Source organism: Pseudoxanthomonas indica (assembly GCF_900167565.1).
GTDB lineage: Bacteria > Pseudomonadota > Gammaproteobacteria > Xanthomonadales > Xanthomonadaceae > Pseudoxanthomonas_A > Pseudoxanthomonas_A indica.
Genome location: NZ_FUZV01000001.1, coordinates 204,753 through 221,352 on the forward strand (window position 1 = coordinate 204,753; position 16,600 = coordinate 221,352).

The 16,600-nt window shown below is 66.9% G+C and carries 15 protein-coding genes; 2 read left to right on the plus strand and 13 right to left on the minus strand.

Going from position 1 to position 16,600, the window contains the following annotated elements; translation table 11 throughout:
• Positions 1–24: 24 nt before the first annotated feature.
• The 3 genes from B5X78_RS00905 to B5X78_RS00915 all read right to left on the minus strand — a co-directional run bounded on the left by B5X78_RS00905 (position 25) and on the right by B5X78_RS00915 (position 2,767).
• Positions 25–1,590 carry a protein adenylyltransferase SelO gene (locus B5X78_RS00905; RefSeq protein WP_079724362.1) on the minus strand — a complete coding sequence of 522 codons (1,566 nt, stop codon included), beginning with the start codon at positions 1,588–1,590 and terminating at the stop codon, positions 25–27.
• Between the two features lie 7 nt (positions 1,591–1,597).
• Entirely contained in the window at positions 1,598–2,335 is a 738-nt protein-coding gene (locus B5X78_RS00910) for a sulfurtransferase (protein ID WP_079722619.1), read from the minus strand.
• Between the two features lie 66 nt (positions 2,336–2,401).
• Positions 2,402–2,767, minus strand: a complete 366-nt coding sequence (locus B5X78_RS00915) for a DUF6164 family protein (RefSeq protein ID WP_079722620.1) — start codon at positions 2,765–2,767, stop codon at positions 2,402–2,404.
• A gap of 121 nt (positions 2,768–2,888) precedes the next feature.
• Between B5X78_RS00915 and B5X78_RS00920 the strand changes: the two genes are divergently transcribed.
• Positions 2,889–3,323 carry an FKBP-type peptidyl-prolyl cis-trans isomerase gene (locus B5X78_RS00920; RefSeq protein WP_079722621.1) on the plus strand — a complete coding sequence of 145 codons (435 nt, stop codon included), beginning with the start codon at positions 2,889–2,891 and terminating at the stop codon, positions 3,321–3,323.
• 80 nt (positions 3,324–3,403) lie between these two features.
• Here B5X78_RS00920 and B5X78_RS00925 read toward each other — a convergent pair whose 3' ends face one another.
• Positions 3,404–4,984 (minus strand): serine hydrolase, encoded by a 1,581-nt coding sequence (locus B5X78_RS00925; RefSeq protein WP_176140827.1) that lies wholly within the window; start codon positions 4,982–4,984, stop codon positions 3,404–3,406.
• A 158-nt stretch (positions 4,985–5,142) separates the two neighbouring features.
• On the opposite strand from B5X78_RS00925, the gene B5X78_RS00930 reads away from it, so the two are divergent.
• Positions 5,143–6,390: a TIGR03862 family flavoprotein gene (locus B5X78_RS00930; protein ID WP_079722622.1), complete on the plus strand. Its 1,248-nt coding sequence runs from the start codon at positions 5,143–5,145 to the stop codon at positions 6,388–6,390.
• 190 nt (positions 6,391–6,580) lie between these two features.
• Here the strand turns inward: B5X78_RS00930 and B5X78_RS00935 are convergent, their stop codons facing one another.
• From B5X78_RS00935 to B5X78_RS00975, 9 genes are all read right to left on the minus strand, one after another.
• Positions 6,581–8,200, minus strand: coding sequence for an FMN-binding glutamate synthase family protein (locus B5X78_RS00935; RefSeq protein WP_079722623.1), 1,620 nt, complete (start codon positions 8,198–8,200; stop codon positions 6,581–6,583).
• Positions 8,201–8,254: 54 nt separating this feature from the next.
• Positions 8,255–8,626 carry a hypothetical protein gene (locus B5X78_RS00940; protein ID WP_139381341.1) on the minus strand — a complete coding sequence of 124 codons (372 nt, stop codon included), beginning with the start codon at positions 8,624–8,626 and terminating at the stop codon, positions 8,255–8,257.
• Between the two features lie 427 nt (positions 8,627–9,053).
• On the minus strand, positions 9,054–10,133 hold the full coding sequence (locus B5X78_RS00945) for a polysaccharide biosynthesis/export family protein (protein WP_229730975.1): 1,080 nt from the start codon (positions 10,131–10,133) through the stop codon (positions 9,054–9,056).
• A 173-nt stretch (positions 10,134–10,306) separates the two neighbouring features.
• Positions 10,307–11,065, minus strand: coding sequence for a YdcF family protein (locus B5X78_RS00950; RefSeq protein ID WP_079722625.1), 759 nt, complete (start codon positions 11,063–11,065; stop codon positions 10,307–10,309).
• Positions 11,062–12,132: an EpsG family protein gene (locus tag B5X78_RS00955; RefSeq protein ID WP_079722626.1), complete on the minus strand. Its 1,071-nt coding sequence runs from the start codon at positions 12,130–12,132 to the stop codon at positions 11,062–11,064. The genes B5X78_RS00950 and B5X78_RS00955 overlap by 4 nt, the downstream gene beginning before the upstream one ends.
• A complete protein-coding gene (locus B5X78_RS00960; RefSeq protein ID WP_079722627.1) occupies positions 12,129–12,965 on the minus strand; it encodes a glycosyltransferase family 2 protein in 837 nt (278 codons plus the stop codon). Before B5X78_RS00960 ends, B5X78_RS00955 begins: the two co-directional genes overlap by 4 nt.
• Entirely contained in the window at positions 12,962–14,137 is a 1,176-nt protein-coding gene (locus B5X78_RS00965) for a polysaccharide pyruvyl transferase family protein (RefSeq protein ID WP_176140744.1), read from the minus strand. Before B5X78_RS00965 ends, B5X78_RS00960 begins: the two co-directional genes overlap by 4 nt.
• The gene (locus tag B5X78_RS00970) at positions 14,137–15,414 is read right to left on the minus strand and encodes a lipopolysaccharide biosynthesis protein (protein ID WP_176140745.1); all 1,278 of its coding nucleotides are present in this window, start codon (positions 15,412–15,414) and stop codon (positions 14,137–14,139) included. Before B5X78_RS00970 ends, B5X78_RS00965 begins: the two co-directional genes overlap by 1 nt.
• A 17-nt stretch (positions 15,415–15,431) precedes the next feature.
• Positions 15,432–16,583 (minus strand): glycosyltransferase family 4 protein, encoded by a 1,152-nt coding sequence (locus B5X78_RS00975; RefSeq protein WP_079722630.1) that lies wholly within the window; start codon positions 16,581–16,583, stop codon positions 15,432–15,434.
• Positions 16,584–16,600: the final 17 nt, after the last annotated feature.

Consider the following 16,600-nt stretch of genomic DNA (forward strand, 5'->3'; position numbering starts at 1 on the left):
AGGCTGCATCTTAGCCGGGGCGGCTCAGGAGCTGCAGGAGAGCATCGAGCAGCCGGCGCGATCGCGCGCCCAGTCAGGCCGGCGTTCGGCGAAGCGTTCGTTGCCGGGTTGATCGTCGTAGGGCCGGCGCATCACGTCCAGCAGTTCCGCGATGCCGCTGGCATCGCCCGCTTCGGCGCGGTCGATCACCTGCTGCGCCAGGTAGTTGCGCAGGACGTAGCGCGGGTTGGCCAGGCGCATGCGTTCGCGCCGCGCCTCCTGCGACAGCGGATCCGTGCCGATGCGCGCCGCGTAGGCGCGCAGCCAGTCGAGCAGGTCGTTGCCGATGGCGTCGCGCTTGGCGGCGTCGTAGAAGGCGGCTTCGAACGGCGCCAGGCTCGGCGCAGCGTGGTCGATGTCCATCAACGCGCGATAGAACAGGGTCATGTCCACTTCGCCGGCCTGCAGCAGTTCGTGCAGGCGTCGCACAAGCGCCATGTCGTCTTCGCCGGCTTCGCCCAGGCCGAGCTTGCGCGCAGTGGTGTCCCGCTCGGCGGCGTAATAGGTGTCGACATAGACCTGCAGGCCCTGCTGCAACGGCTCCACCTCGGCAAACAGCGGCGACAGGGCGTGCGCCAGCCGGGTCAGGTTCCAGTAGCCGATCTTGGGCTGCCAGCCGAAGCGATAGCGGCCGCCACCGGCATCGGTGGTGTTGGGCGTCCAGTCGGGGTTGTAGTCATCTACCCAGCCATACGGGCCGTAGTCGATCGTCAGGCCGAGGATGGACAGGTTGTCGGTGTTCATCACCCCATGCACGAAACCCACGCGCATCCACTCGGCCATCAGCACGGCGGTGCGGCGGGCGACTTCGGCAAACCACGCCGCGTAGCGGGCTTCGCCTTCCGGCAGCGCCAGCAGCTGCGGATAGTCGCGGCGCAGGCAGAAGTCGGCCAGTTGCCGCAGCAGGTCGGTATCACCACGCGAGGCCGGCAATTCGAAGTGACCAAAGCGCAGGAACGAAGGTGCGACGCGGCAGACAATCGCGCCGGGTTCGGCCTTGGGGTGGCCGTCGTAGAACATGTCGCGCACCACCGCATCGCCGGTTGCCAGCAGGCACAGGGCGCGCGTGGTCGGCACACCGAGGTGATGCATGGCTTCGCTGCAGAGGAATTCGCGAATCGAGGATCGCAATACCGCGCGACCATCGGCGGTGCGCGAATACGGCGTGGGGCCGGCGCCCTTGAGCTGCAGTTCCCAGCGCTGATCGTGTGCGTCGATGACCTCGCCCAGGCTGATCGCGCGGCCATCGCCCAATTGTCCGGCCCAAGCGCCGAACTGGTGGCCGCCATAGTTGCTCGCAAATGGCTGCATGCCTGGCCACAGGGCGTTGCCGGCAAACACCTGTGCAAACGCGGGATCCTGCAGGTCGGCTTCGCTCAGGCCCAGGGTCTGTGCCATCTCGCGCGACCAGGCCAGCAGGCGCGGCGCGCTGACCGGCGTCGGTGCCACCGCCGACCACGCCGCACCCAGCACTTCCCGCCGACGCCCGCCCTGCTCGGCATCACCGGGCAGTTCGCGCACGAAGGCGTTGTCGTAGCGCAACGTCAGCACGCGCGCCTCAAGCGGGATCGACCAGCGGCTGCAGCTGCGGGTCCAGCGCCACGCGCTGATCAAAGACGAAGCAGCGGCCGTCGTAGCCCAGGCCGCCGACCTGCTCGAAGTAGTTGAGGATGCCGCCTTCCAGTTGCAGCACGTTGTCCATGCCGTCGGCGCGCATCCACACCGCGGCCTTTTCGCAACGGATGCCGCCGGTGCAGAAGCTCACCACGGTGGCGTCCTTGAGCGACTCGCGATGCGCTTCCAGCGCAGCCGGCAGCTCGGTGAAGGTGGTGATCGGCAGGGTCAGCGCATCGGTGAAGGTGCCGTGGCTGACTTCCTGGTGATTGCGCGTGTCCAGCATCACCACCCGCTTGCCCTGGTCATCGGTGCCCTGCTGCAACCAGCGCGCCAGCGTGGCCGGCTCCACCGTGGGCGCGCGGCCTTGCAGCGGCGAAGCGTCGTCGCGACGGAAGCTGATGATTTCCGGCTTGTGCTTGACCTTGAGCCGAGCGAACGGCATCGCGCGACTGCGGCTGAACTTCACCACCAGATTGGCAAAGCGCGGGTCTTCGCGCCGCCAGGCCAGGAAATCGGCAATGGCGGCGTCGCCACCGGCCAGGAACAGATTGACGCCCTCGCCCGCCACCAGCACGGTGCCGCGCAGTTCCAGCGCCTGGCAGCGCGCCAGGATCCGCTCGGCCAGCGGCGCGGGCTCGGCAATGGTGACGAAATGGTAGGCGGCGATATTGACGATCATGGCGCTGATTTTAGCCGGTCCGCGCCCACGTCCCGCTGAGACGCGGCCGCGCGGATCAGGCTTGGCTCAGCGCAGCAGGAACCAGGGCAAGGCCAGGGTCAGCACCACGATCAGCACCATCGCCGCCAGCGTGGCCAGCACGAACACCGGCCGTTGCCGGAGCAGCTGCGCAAACGTGGGCTCGCGGCCCTCGCTCACGGCCTGCGCATGCGCCAGTCGCGCGGCCTCGCCGCGCTGGCGCTGGTAGTCGTCCAGCAACTGCTTGGCCTTGCTCCAGTCCTCGGAATGCTTGAGCCACACCGCGCCATGCGAGATGCCCCAGGGGCTGGGCGGGGTCTCGTACCAGGCCAGATGCGCCTCATCGAGCAGGGCGCGGACGTCGTCGGCCTCGTCGGCGGGCACGTTGCGCAGATTGAACAGACGTTTGGACATGCCGTGATCCTAGCCTGCCGGACGCACCGGGTCGAACGTGCAGCGGCAACGCGAGGGCCGCGGCGCCGGGCAATGGCAGGCTTCGGCTAAGCTGATGGCTCACCAATTTCGTGGATCCACCATGCGCCGACTACTGCTTGCCTGCCTGATTGCCGGATTGACCGCCTGCGCCGATCCCGGACCGCCGCCGGGCGGCAGCGTGGCGGAACTGCAGCGCGTCGAACAGCAGGCTGGCACCGGTGCCGTGGCCACGTCGGGCATGGATGTGACCGTGCACTACACCGGCTGGCTGTATGACGCGCGCAAGCCGGATCAGCGTGGCGAGAAGTTCGACAGTTCGGTGGATCGCGGCGAACCCTTCACCTTCCTGCTGGGTGCGGGCCAGGTGATTCGCGGTTGGGATGAAGGCGTGGCCGGAATGAAGGTGGGCGGCAAGCGCACGCTGCTGATACCGGCGAACCTGGGCTACGGCAGCGACGGCGCGGGTGGTGGGGTGATTCCGCCGAATGCATCGCTGGTGTTCGAAGTGGAGTTGCTGGACGTCAAGCCGCACTGAATAGCGTTGGCTTCGTCACCGACGCTGCGGACGTCGCGCACACTGGCGCGACGTCCTGCAGATGGACAATCCAGCGCTGATCAGCGTTTCGCGACCGGCGCGACCGGCGCCAACCGCAGATCCTGGAAGTCGAAGCTGAAATCCGTCAACGGCGAGATGGCTTCCATCCGCGCTTCGCGGATCGCGCCATCCGGCGTCAGCGAGAAGTTGAGGAACGCATCGGCGTTCAACCAGCGCTCGCGCCAGCGCACCACGAAGGTGTCGTGCTGCCAGTGGCTCAGATCACCCACCAGTTCGGCGGTCTTGCTGAAACGCAGCACCAGCTTGTCGCCCTCGCGCGCAATCGTCACATCACCGTACCAGGGGTCGCGAAGCGTGCCGGCGTACTTGTCCAGCGGCAAGGAAGGCCGGGAGCTGGCATCGCGCGCCGCCACATGCTTTTGCCAGCTTTCGTCGGCGTTGTCGTGCTGCTTCTTCACCGCCTCGGCGTAGGCGCCCAGCCAGTCGGTCTGCGGCGCGCCGAGCATCGCGTCCAGCGCCCGCAGGGTCACCGCATTGAAGGCCGCGCCCACTTCCTGGCTGGTCAATACGACCACGCCCACTTTCTTTTCCGGCACCAGCGTCACCCGCGAGACCATGCCCGGCCAGCCGCCGGTGTGCCAGACCAGCTTGCTGCCACGGTAGTCGGACAGCATCCAGCCCTCGCCGTAACCGAGGTAGTTGGGCTGGGCGAGCTTGAGGGTTTCGATCTTCGATTCGGACACCGGAATCGGCGTCACCATCGACCACATGTCGCGCTGCCGCTGCGGGGTGAACAGCTTCTGCTGCTGGCCGCGCGCATCGGTGTAGACGCCGCCGGCCAGTTGCGCGTTCATCCACTTGCCCATGTCGTGCACGCTGGAGTAGATGCCACCGGCGCCGGCCACGTTCGACCAGGTCATGCGCGGGGCCGGCTGCAGATCCTTGAAATCGGCCTTGGCATGGCCGGTGGCCACGTTGTCGTTGGGCTTGAGGAAGTCGCTGTTGAAACGCGTGCTCGACATGCCCAGCGGCTGCAGGATGCGCGTGCGCAGGAACTGCTCGTAGCTCACCCCGCTCACCTGCTCAATGACCAACTGGGCCACGCCGAACAGGATGTTGTCGTAGGCGTACTGGGCGCGGAAGCCACCGGTCAGCGGCACGTCCTTCAGCCGCTCGGCCACTTCGCGGTTGCTGTAGCTGGTGGTGGGCCAATACAGCAGATCGCCGGCGCCCAGGCCCAGGCCACTGCGGTGCGCCAGCAGATCGCGGATGCGCATCTCGCGGGTGACATAGGGGTCGGACATGCGGAACCAGGGCAGATGATCGATGACCCGGTCATCCATGCTCAACTTGCCCTCGTCGACCAGCATCTCCAGCGAGGTGGCGGTAAAGGCCTTGGTATTGGAGGCGATGGCGAACAGGGTGTCCTGATCCACCTTGGCCGGCTTGCCCAGTTCGCGCACGCCGTAGCCGCGCTCCAGCACCACCTTGCCGTCCTGGACGATGGCCACGGCGATGCCGGGCACGTCGAATTCCTTGCGCACGGCTTCGACATAGGCATCGAAGTCCTGCAACTGCGCCGGCAGTGCGGCGGCTTCCTGCGCCCGGGCCCACGACACGCACAGGCCGAACGACAACATCAGGGCGCCGGCCTGGCCGACGCGCGTGGCTTTCAACATGGATTTGGCTTCCCGCAAGCGATCACGACCATCCACCATACGACAGGCCGGCGCCTGCGTCCCCGTGCCGATTGTCACCGCCGCCGGGTCGGTGCCGGCGACACGGGCATAATGACGGCATGTCAGCCTCCCCTACCCCGGTTGTCGCCGTCATCGGCGGTGGCCCCGCCGGCCTGTTCGCCGCCGAAACCCTGCGCGCGGCCGGGCTGGCCGTGGATCTGTACGAGGCTCAGGGCTCGGTCGGCCGGCGCTTCCTGATTGCCGGCAAGGGTGGCCTCAACCTGACCCACTCCGACCCCGCGCCGCTGTTCGCCAGCCGCTATCGCGAACGCGCCGGCGAAGTGGCGAGCTGGCTGCAGGATTTCGACGCCCAGGCCCTGCGCGACTGGGCAGCGGGCCTTGGCGTGGAAACCTTTGTCGGCAGCTCCGGGCGGGTCTTCCCCACCGATCTCAAGGCCGCGCCGCTGCTGCGTGGCTGGGTGCGGCGCCTGCGCGAACAGGGCGTGCGCTTCCATGTGCAGTATCGCTGGACCGGCTGGCAGCCCGATGGGGCGCTGCGCTTTGCCACGCCTGCCGGCGAAACCACCGTGCAGGCCGATGCCGTCCTGCTCGCGCTGGGCGGCGCCAGCTGGCCGGAACTGGGCGGCAACAGCGACTGGCTGGCGCCGCTGGCCGAACGCGGTGTCGACATCGCGCCCCTGCAACCGGCCAATTGCGGCTTCGACATCGCCTGGAGCCCCTTCCTCGCCGAGCGCCATGCCGGCGCTCCGCTCAAACCGGTGGTGGCGCACTGGCACGATGCCCACGGCCACGCACAGTCGCTGCAGGGCGAATGCGTGATCACCCGCCACGGCATCGAAGGCAGTCTGATTTACGCCTTGTCGGCGATGTTGCGCGACACCATCCGCCGCGACGGCCAGGCCGTACTGACCCTGGACCTGGCCCCCGGCCGCGACGAAGCCCGCCTGCAGCGCGAACTCGGCAAGCCGCGGGGCTCGCGCAGCCTCAGCGAACACCTGCGTCGCCACGCCGGCCTGGATTCGCTGCGCGTGGCCCTGCTGCATGAAGTGCTGGACAAGCCGGCGTTGCACGACACCGCCACCCTGGTCCGCACCATCAAGCGACTGCCGCTGCTGCTGACCGCGCCACGCCCCATCGAAGAAGCGATCAGCAGCGCAGGCGGCATCCGCCTGGAAGCGATGGACGAGCACCTGATGCTGCGCGAGCTGCCGGGCGTTTTCGCCGCCGGCGAGATGCTCGACTGGGAAGCGCCCACCGGCGGCTACCTGCTGACCGCCAGCTATGCCAGCGGCCGCCGCGCGGCGCGCGGCGTCATCGATTGGCTGGGTCGTACTGCGCCTGCGTAAGGTGTCGCGGTGAACGCGGCCAGGCGAGTCGGAGAGTCTGGTCGCCCGCGATGGCTGCGACCGATGGGAGAGAAGTATCGGTCGCAGCGATAGCGGGGCGTGCGGGAAAGATACGCGAGCTCATGTGGAAATTTGGTTAGGGATTTACTGCATCCACATGACAGAGTGGAATGCGTTCATGCCCGGATCGTCAGCTCTTGCTCTCCTGCAAAGCCCGAACCTTGGAGGGAGCAGCAAACGAATCACTGCGCGCATCCGCCCAGAAGTTCTGGAACACCGCATGCTCCGGCACCCCACTCAACAACTCGCCGGGATTGACATAGCGATACAACGCCGCCAACGAACGCACCTCGATCGGCGACACCCGCCGCAGGATATGTTCCGGCCCCAACTGCTGCGGATGGGTCAGACCCGCCGCACACAGCATGTCCCGCAACGCCTTCAAAGTGTTGTCATGGAACAATTGCACCCGCACCGACTTGTCCGCCACGTCCAGATGCTTCCACCGGCTCGGATCCTGCGTCGCCACGCCGGTCGGGCAGCGATCGTTGTGGCAACTCTGCGACTGGATGCAGCCCACCGCGAACATGTAGCCGCGCCCGGCGTTGCACCAGTCGGCGCCCAGCGCCAGCGTGCGCGCGATGTCGAAGGCGCTGATGATCTTGCCCGCCGCGCCGATCCGGATGCGCTCGCGCAGACCCAGTCCCACCAGCGTGTTGTGGACCAGCAGCAAGGCCTCGTGCATCGGCACGCCCACGTGGTCGATGAACTCCGCCGGCGCCGCGCCGGTGCCGCCCTCGGCCCCGTCGACGACGATGAAATCCGGCAACACCCCGCTTTCGTGCATGGCCTTGGCGATGCCGAACCATTCCCAGGGATGGCCGATGGCCAGCTTGAAGCCGGTCGGCTTGCCGCCGGACAGCTCGCGCAGGCGTGCGACGAACTCCAGCAACTGCATCGGCGTGGAGAACGCCGAATGCCGAGACGGCGACACGCAGTCGTGGCCCATCGGCACGCCGCGGGTGGCGGAAATCTCGGCGCTGACCTTGGCCGCCGGCAGCACGCCGCCATGGCCGGGCTTGGCGCCCTGCGACAGCTTGATCTCGATCATCTTGACCTGCGGCGTGCATGCATTCTCGACGAAGCGCGCTTCATCGAAGCGCCCCTGCTCGTCGCGACAGCCGAAGTAACCCGAACCGATTTCCCACACCAGGTCACCGCCCTTTTCGCGGTGATACGGCGAGATCGAGCCTTCGCCGGTGTCGTGGTAGAAATTGCCGCGCCGCGCGCCTTCGTTGAGCGCGCGGATGGCGTTGGCCGACAGCGCGCCAAAGCTCATCGCCGAGATGTTGAATACGCTGGCCGAATACGGCTGCGCGCTCTCGCCGCCGATGACGATGCGGAAGTCGTGCGAATCCACCTGGGTGGGCGCCATCGAATGGTTGATCCATTCGTAGTCCAGCCCGTACACGTCCTGCTGGCTGCCGAACGGCACCACGTCCATCACGCCCTTGGAGCGCTGGTAGACCAGCGAGCGTTGCTGGCGCGAGAACGGCACTTCGGCGGTGTCGCCCTCGATGAAGTACTGGCGGATTTCCGGGCCGACCGACTCCAGGCCGTAGCGGAAATGCGCCAGCACCGGATAGTTGCGGCGCAGGGTACTGCGGATCTGCAGCAGATCCACCGTACCCAGCACGCTCAGGGCGCCGAATACCGCCGCCGACCAGCCCCAACCCGGCCAGCGCAGGCTCAGCGCGAGCGAGATCGCGGTAAACAGCAGGCACAGGGCATACGCCAGGTAACGCATCATGTCAGGGCAGTCTCGGCTATCGACATGCCCCGCATCTTATCGACACTGGCCCGATCAGGCGACGTGGGCCTCGCGACGCGCGTTGCGCCAGCTGCTGCCGATGGCGCCGGTCGGCGCGCCCATGCGCATCCAGACTTCCTGCAGCACCGGCTCCACCTTGGCCCACGGCGGGTTGTGCCACTCGTCGAACTGCTCGACGTATTTGTGTCGGATCGAGTCGACCACCTCTTCCAGCGGCTGCGCGTAATAGCGCAGATAGGCATCGTAGGAAAACCGCAGCAGCGGCTCGTAGCGCGAGAACGGCGTGCCGGCCTCGTAGAACGCATGCTCGGCCACGCATTGCTTCCAGTACTTCAGTTCCGCGTGCACGTCGACGACTTCGCAGCGATAACCCGCGCGAGTGAGCAGATTCGGTGACATCCCCATTTGCAGAGCTTCCTTTGACTGACGGGGCTTACTGATACCGTAACGGCTGTGTTGAGATCGTCAAATCCGCGCTGAATAACAAACACTCGACGCTGCGTGCACCTGCTTTTCTCGTCCGCGCTGGCACAGTGGTCCCCGTGGCGCCGGCCTACCCTCCTTTGACGAACCGCCGGTCCCGCCGATATTTCGATACACCCGTTTCTTGCAGTTTCCGGGTGGAAAGTCTGACCATCGGCCGCCACGGGAGAACCGACACCGGGGAGCTCTCGCCCGTGTGACGGCCGGTCGTCTCATCGAATGACCTTCGGTTCTCCGCACCTTGTCGAGCAAAAGGCGATGTCCTTGGACATCGCCTTTTGTTTTCCGCCTCCCCTTGCGCCTGCCGGCCCACTCCCGCGCCGGGGAGTGGGCAGGATTGCGTGCCCGGCTAGCGATCCATGTTGTATTGCGCGGCCGCGGCGTTGCTGATGATGCCCGACAGCGGCAGCAGCTGGGACAGGAAGCGGTTCCAGCGGGTCACGCCGGCCGGACCCACCCAGACCACGTCGCCGGGACGCAGATGGAAGCGATCGCCCAGCGCGAACGCCGCAGGCGATCCGGCATCCAGGTGATACACCGTCGCCGGCTCGCGCTGCAGATCTTCCATGCCGCGGATCACGTAGACCGCGCTGCCCTTGGAGGTGACCGGATTCAAGCCGCCACTGCGGCCCAGCGCCTGGGTCAGGCTCATGTCGGTGGTCTTGAAGTTGATCGCCTGCGGGCGGATCACTTCGCCCAGCACATACACTTCCTTGCGATCATTGAAGGGCAGGTACAGGCGATCGCCGGGCTTGAGGTAGATGTCTGCCGCGACCTTGCCATCCCGGTTCAGCGCGTCCAGATCCAGCGGATAGTCCTGGCCATCGCGGCTCAGCACGAAACCGGCCAGGTCGGCCTGCTCCACATCAATGCGCGCCTTGCCCACCGCCTGCGCCAGCGTCAGCGGCACGGTATTGAATTCCTGCGGTGAGGTGTCGACGAATGCACCGGCCACCGCCACGCGACCGCCATAGCCCACCACGTTGACGTCGACCTGCGGCGAACGCAGGTACTGGCCGAGCTTGCTGGCCAGGGTGCTGCGCAGATCTTCGATGGTCATGCCATTGACGTTGATCTTGCCCGCGTAAGGATAGAAGAACGTGCCATCCGGCTGGACCAGGCGACCGTTGGTGACGGCCTGCTGCTGGTTGCCTGCGGGCGTGGTCAGTTCGGGGTGATCCCAGACCGTCACCAGGATCGTGTCGCCGGGATGGATCTGGTAGGCCTGCGGTTTGTACTGGGCCAGCGTGGGCGGCAGGTTCACCGCGGTGCGCGGGGCGGCGACCAGTTCGGGCGTGATCGCGATCATGCGTGCATCGCTGCCTTCGACGGTACCGCCTGCGCTGGCACTGCTGTGGGTCATGCTCTGGCCGGCGCAGCCGGCCAGCAGGCCCGCCATCAACGCCAGCGACGTCAGTTGAAGTTTCACTCCAGGCACCTCTTGTTTTGCCTTCGGGGGATTTGCGGTGTGTGGCGACTCATCGGGGACAGAGTGGCAAGCACGACGTGAAGAGCGCGATGGCATTCACAAAACGGCGGGTGAATGCGGGGGTTTTCGCGCTTCGATTGCTGTCGTCGAGTTCGCTGGGATGGTTCCCGTGATCAATCGCGAACACAGACCGCCAGCAGCGCGACGTATTCCTTCAGCGCCCGTCCACTGCGCCAGAGCGCGCGCGGCGATGGCACCCAGCGGCTGATGACGCCGTTGCGCGAGCGCCCCTCCGGTACCGGCACCGCGGTCACCTCCGCACCCGCTTCGCGAAACAGCATCGCCGCCCGCGGCATATGCAACGCCGAGGTCACCAGCAGCACATGCCGCGACGGGCCGCCCGCCAGCGCCATCGAGTTGGTGGCGTTGTCGCGCGTGTCATTGCTGTGTTCTTCCAGCCGCAGTGCCGAACGCGGCACGCCCAGGCGGGTAATGGCTTCGGCCATGCGCTCGGCTTCGGTCACCTGCTTGTTGCCGCCGCCACTGAGGATGATCACCGGCGCCCTGCCCGCCTTCCACGCACGCGCGCCGGCAGCCAGGCGGCTGTACTGCAGATCCTCGGCGTCCACGTCCGGCCGGTGCATCCATCGATAGGAACTGCCGCCGCCCAGCACCACGATCGCGTCGGCGGTCGGCAAGGCGCTGGCCTCCTTCACCACCGGATAGCGTCGTTCCAGCAACTGCCGCCCGCCTTCGGAGATGACCGGCAACGACCACAGCACTGACCAGGCCACGCCGATCACCGCCACGCCGGCCGCCAGTCGCCGGCGCTTGAGCAGCAGCAGGCAGCCGCCCACCGCCAACAACAGCAGGGTCAGGCTGGGTGGATAGGTCAACGAGACGATCAGTTCGCGCAGCGCCACGGCGATCATATGACGATCCCCCGCGTGACAAACACGAAGAACACCAGGCACGAGAACAACAAACCGCAGCGCAGCACCAAGGGATTGCGCAGCGGCGCGATGCGCGCATGGCACAGCACCGCCGCCAGGATCATCGACACCGCCAGCCAGCCCGGCAGCAGGTAGCGGTTGGAGAAATAGCCCCAGCCAATGATGAAGAACGGCATCACCATCACCAGGTAGACATTGGCGCTGTCCAGCACGCGTTGACGCCATTGCGCCTGCACCAGTGGCGCCAGCATGTGCACCAGCAGGTACCAGAAGCCGGTGAACACGGCAAAGTCCACCCGCACACCGGAGCGGTACAGGGTATTGGCGGTGTATTCCATCACCAGGTCATAAAAGGCTGGCGAAGCCGCGCGCACCAGCAGCATCGAGCCACCGGAGACGTACAGCGCGAACGCGGTCACCGCGACCACGCGCAGCCAGCGCGTACTCAACAACAACGCCGGTGCGCACAGCAGGTACATCAGCGAGGACAGGTGCAGGCTGGTGGCAACCGCGCCCCACAGCAGGAAGCCGCCCCAGCGCCGGCGGTGAAAGGCCAGCAACGCCGCAAACACCAGCGGTGCGGCCAGACCCTGCCGCAGTGCGTTGATCGCCGCATTGGTGAACATTGGCGAGATGAAGAGCAGCATCAGGCTGGCGCAGTACAGGGTCTGCCAGCTGACCGGCGTGTCCAGATAGCGGCGGTAGTTGCGGATGGCGATGCCCACGCCGACCAGCAGCAAGGCGAACAGGCCCATCTGGTAGCCGACCAGGTTCAGGCCCAGGCGGTTCAACAGATAGCTGAGATAGACGAAGCCCGGCTCCAGCCGCGTTTCCGGCAGTCCACCGTTGAGCGCGTCGAAGAAGTTGGCGTAGGTTTCGGTATCGGTGCCGGTCTCGATCGAGCGCGTGCCCACCAGCCAGCAGCCGAACAAGCCGACCACCAGCACCAGCAACAGCCCCAGCCAGCGTTTGGCCTGCACCTCGCCGGCATTGCGCACGTGCGGCGGCGGCGCGGCGTGCAAGGCCCTGACCGGCACGGATCTCATGACACCTCCCGGGGCTGCTGCGATCGCATCGCCAGCAACAGCCGTCGGCGCGCACGCCGCAGGATGCCGAAGCCACGCGCCAACCAGTGTTCGCTGCGGGTCACCAGGCCTTGGCGCAGCAGCTCGTGGCGCACTTCACGACCGGCGCGATGCATCGCGGCCAGGTCGCCGCTCAGGCCGCTGGCACCATAGGTGGGCTTGTGCCAGTACGCCAGCACCTGATTGATCTTGGCGCAGCGGTAGCCGGAGAAACCGATCTGCGCCCACAGCAGGAAGTCCTCGACGCGGCGGAAATCTTCATTGAAACGGAATGGCAGATCCCGGCGCAGGATCACCGAGGCGGTCGGAAACGGATTGTTGAGCAGGAAGCGCTTGCGTCCAATCGATACGGTCTTGATCGGCATGCGCAGCGGCGGCACCGGCAACGTACGCTCGCGCACGGCCATGCGATGGGCGATCAACGACAGCTCGGGGTCGGCCTCCAGCACCGCCATCTGCAGATCGATTTTCTCCGGCACCCAGGTGTCGTCGGCGTCGAGGAAGGCGATGTAAGGCTGGCTGGCCGCGGCCCAGCCCAGGTTGCGCGCGCGCGACGGGCCACCGTTTTCCGGACTGGCAATGACCTCGACCCAGCCGGCCGGATACTGCTGCGCCAGCGCATGCAGGACATCCAGGGTGTCATCCGGGCTGGCGTCATCCACCAGCAACACCTGCGCCACCGGGCGGGTCTGCGCGGCAATTGACGCCACCGAGGCGGCAATGGTGTCGCCGCAGCGATAGCAGGGAATGACCACGCTGATCGGGGCGATGCGTCGGGAAGGCTGGCTGGTCATGCGTCGGCGTGCTCCCGCGCCCACGGCGCGCACAGGAAGATCTCTTGCGCCTTGCGGGTGTATACGGAGGGTGAAGCGGCGCCCACCTCGCGTTCCTTCAGCAAGGCAATGATCACGTCGCTGAAGGATTCGCCCTGCTCGGTGGTGATGCGGCGATGCGCCGGCAGGCCGATGTCATCGGCAAAGTCGCGGCATTTGCGGTGATAGTCGACGATCGCGAACGGCACCCCGCACAGCCAGGCGACGATGGCGCCGTGCAGGCGTGCGCTGATCATCGCGTCGCAGCGGTTGATCGCGGCGACCATCGCCAGCGGATCGGGCCGGGTGTAGTTCAATACGTTGGCCGGCACGGCGTGCTGGCGCAGCTGTGCAGCCAGGGCATCGGCCAGGGCGGCGTCGCCATGCTGCGGATGCTCGTTGAGGCTGAATACGTCGACCACCACTTCGCGCTGCCGCGACCAGCGCGCCACCACGTCCACCAGTGCCTGCTGCCAGGCGGCCTGGGACGGTGCGGGATAGGCGCCGGCTTCGTTGTAGTTGCACGGCGCCACGCCAATGCGCAGCGGATCGCCGGGTCGGCGCGGCTCGCGTTTCGGAATCGCCTCCAGCGACGGCAACAGCGCGGCCAGATCGCAGCCGGCGTGGGTCTGCGCGGACAGGCCCATCCGGCGCGTCCATTCGAACGAACGCTGGTCACGGACCGACAGGTACTGGAAGCGATCCAGGAACGAGGCGGCCGCTTCTTCCTGCGCAGGCTCGCTGAAAGGACCAATCGATACGCCCACGGCCGCCAACTGCAGGCCGCGATGACGGCGCGCGGCCTGCATCATCGGCTTGCGGAAGGATTCGCGCGCGGTGATCACCGAGCCACCGCCCATCACCAGCACATCCGAGGTCAACGTGGCGCTGGCAAAACTGAGCAGCCGACTGCTCTTGCCCAGCGCGCCCATCGCGCCATACCAGTCGGGCGGATAGAACGCCGGCACGGTGCTGCGCCCGGCCATGCCGGTCAACGGCGGCCCCACCAGCAAGGCGGGCGCATCCCACCAACGCTGCGCTGCCTGCGTGCAGATCACGCCAAACAGGTCATCGCCAAAGTTGCGCATGCCGTAGTAACCGGTAAAGGCCGAACGCGGTCCCTGCAAACGCGGCGGGCTGCCAGAGCTGTCCATCAGCGCAGCTCCCCTTTGCGTACGCGGCGCGCTCCGTACGCCATCAGCGCTAGCAGCAACGCCTCGGCGCCGACGGTGGCCCATGCGGCGCCGGTTTCGGCCAGCGCCGGAATCAGGGCCAGGTTCAACAGCACCGCCGCCAATGCCGCCAGCGCCATCGCCGCCACCCGGTAGCGCATATGGCGCTCGGTCAACAGCACCGAACCCACCGCCGTGGACAGGAAGCGCAGCGGCACGCAGATCGCCAACAGCCGCAACAGCGACTCCAGGCCGTCGTAGGCCTGGCCAAACACCAGCGTGGCCCAGGGCGCGGCGACATACAGCAGCGCGGCGACGATCAGCCCGCTGGCCAGCATCGCCATCGCGCCCCAGCGATACACCTGATCGAAGCGTGCGCGGTCGTGCACCGCCCAGCGATGCAGTTTGGCAATCAGGAACTTCTGGTACACCGTGGCGGGAAACAGGTAGATCGCGGTCATCACCGCCAGCGCGATGCCGAAGTGGCCGGCCGCGGCATCGCCGGCCAGATACTTCAGCAGCACCGTGCCAATCTGGAAGAACACCGGGTACAACACCGCCGCCATCCCGTACGGCCAGGCCTGCCAGGCCAGTTCGCGGATGCCCGGCTTCGGCGCGTCACTGCTTTGCAGCGAGGCGCCATGCCCATGCAGCGACCAGCGGCCGCGCGCCATCGCGATCCACTGCGGGGCGGCCATGGCCAGCACCAGCAGCGCCAGCACGGCATAGGCCCAGGCCACTGAAATCAGCGGCATCGCCAACCAGGCCGTGGCCAGCAAGGCCACCAGCAAGCGCCCACCGGGCACCAGCAATTGCCAGCCCGCCAGCGCAGCGTGGCGATCTTCCAGCCGCAGCTTGCTGCCGATCTGTTCCACCGCCAGCAAACCCAACACCACCGGCGACAGCACCAGCAGGAACTCGCGCGTGCGCGCATCCACCGGCGGGCCCCACAACGCCCATGCCACCAGCACCGCCAGCGTCAATGCGGTGGTGAGCGTGATGAAACGTTCGCTGGCCACGCGCCAGCGCTGCGCCGCCCAACCCTCCGCACCAAATACCTTGAGCCGGTATTGCGACAGGCCGAAGCCGGCCAACGGCGCAATCACCGTGACCGTCGCCAGCGAGGAAGCGAACAGACCATAGTCATCCGGCCCGTAGCGACGCGCCAGCAAGGTCTGGGTAAGGAACACCATCGCCGCGCCGGCCGCAGTGGCCAGCGACAACAACGACAGCGCAGTCATCGCGGGGCGCAGGGGCATGGGCATTGCGCGCTGCATCACGCCGCTTCCAGGGTGGGCATGGGCAACAACTCGCCGTAGACATCACAGGTCTTGCGGATGACCACGCGCTCGTCGAAATCAGCCAGGGCGCGTTCGCGTGCGCGCGCGCCGAGCCGCGCCAGCAGTTCGCGATCATCATCCAGCCGCGCCAGCACTCGCGCCAACGACGCCGCACTGCGCGGTTCCACATGCAGTCCGTCATCGCCATCGCAACTGACCACCTCGCGGCAGCCGGGCAGATTGGTAGTCACCAGCGCCACGCCGCAGGCACCGGCCTCGATCAGGCTCTTCGGCACCCCTTCGCGGTAGTAGCTGGGCAGGGCCATCACATCCACGCTGCGCAACAGCGCCGGCATGTCATCGACATGGCCCAGCCAGTTCAACACGCCTTTGTCGTGCCAGCTCTGGATTTCCGCGCCGTCGACCGAATGCGGATTGCCGGGATCCGGTTGCCCGGCCAGCAGGAATTCGATGTCGCGCCCCTGCCCTTTGAGCATCAGCGCGGCGTCGATGTATTCGTGGATGCCCTTCTCGCGCAGCAGGCGCGCGGCCAGCAGCACGCGCAAAGGCCTGCGCGGGCCGCCGGTCTCGCGTTGGCGGAAGCGCGCGATGTCGACCCCGGAGCTGCGGATCAGGCGGATCTGTCGGGCCGGCGCAAGGCGTGCGCTTTCGAAGGCGGCGGCATCGTCCGGGTTCTGCAGGATCACCCGCGAGCGTTCGCCGCCGAGGGCGCCGCGCATCAAGGCGGACACCAATGGACGCAGCAGGCGCGCCTTGGGTTGCTCGCTGGCGAACACATACCCCAACCCGGTCACCGCGTTGACGGTGGCCGGCACTCCGGCGGCGCGCGCGGCCAGCGCGCCGTACACGGCGCATTTCAGGGTGAAGCTGTGCAGCAGCTGCGGACGTTCTTCGCGCAGCAACTGCACCAGCCGCAGCATCGTGCCGGCTTCGCGCAGCGGATTGAGGCTGGCGCGTTGCATCGGCAACGGCAGCCAGCGCACACCGTGGCGCTCGAAGCGTCCGCCAAAGTCACCGGGCGGCGACACCATCACGACGTCGATGCCCATGGATTGCAGTTGCAGCGCGGTGGAAAGACGGAAGTTGTACAGATACCAGTCGGTGTTAGCGAACAGGATGAATTTCATGCAATGCGCCGTGGGGG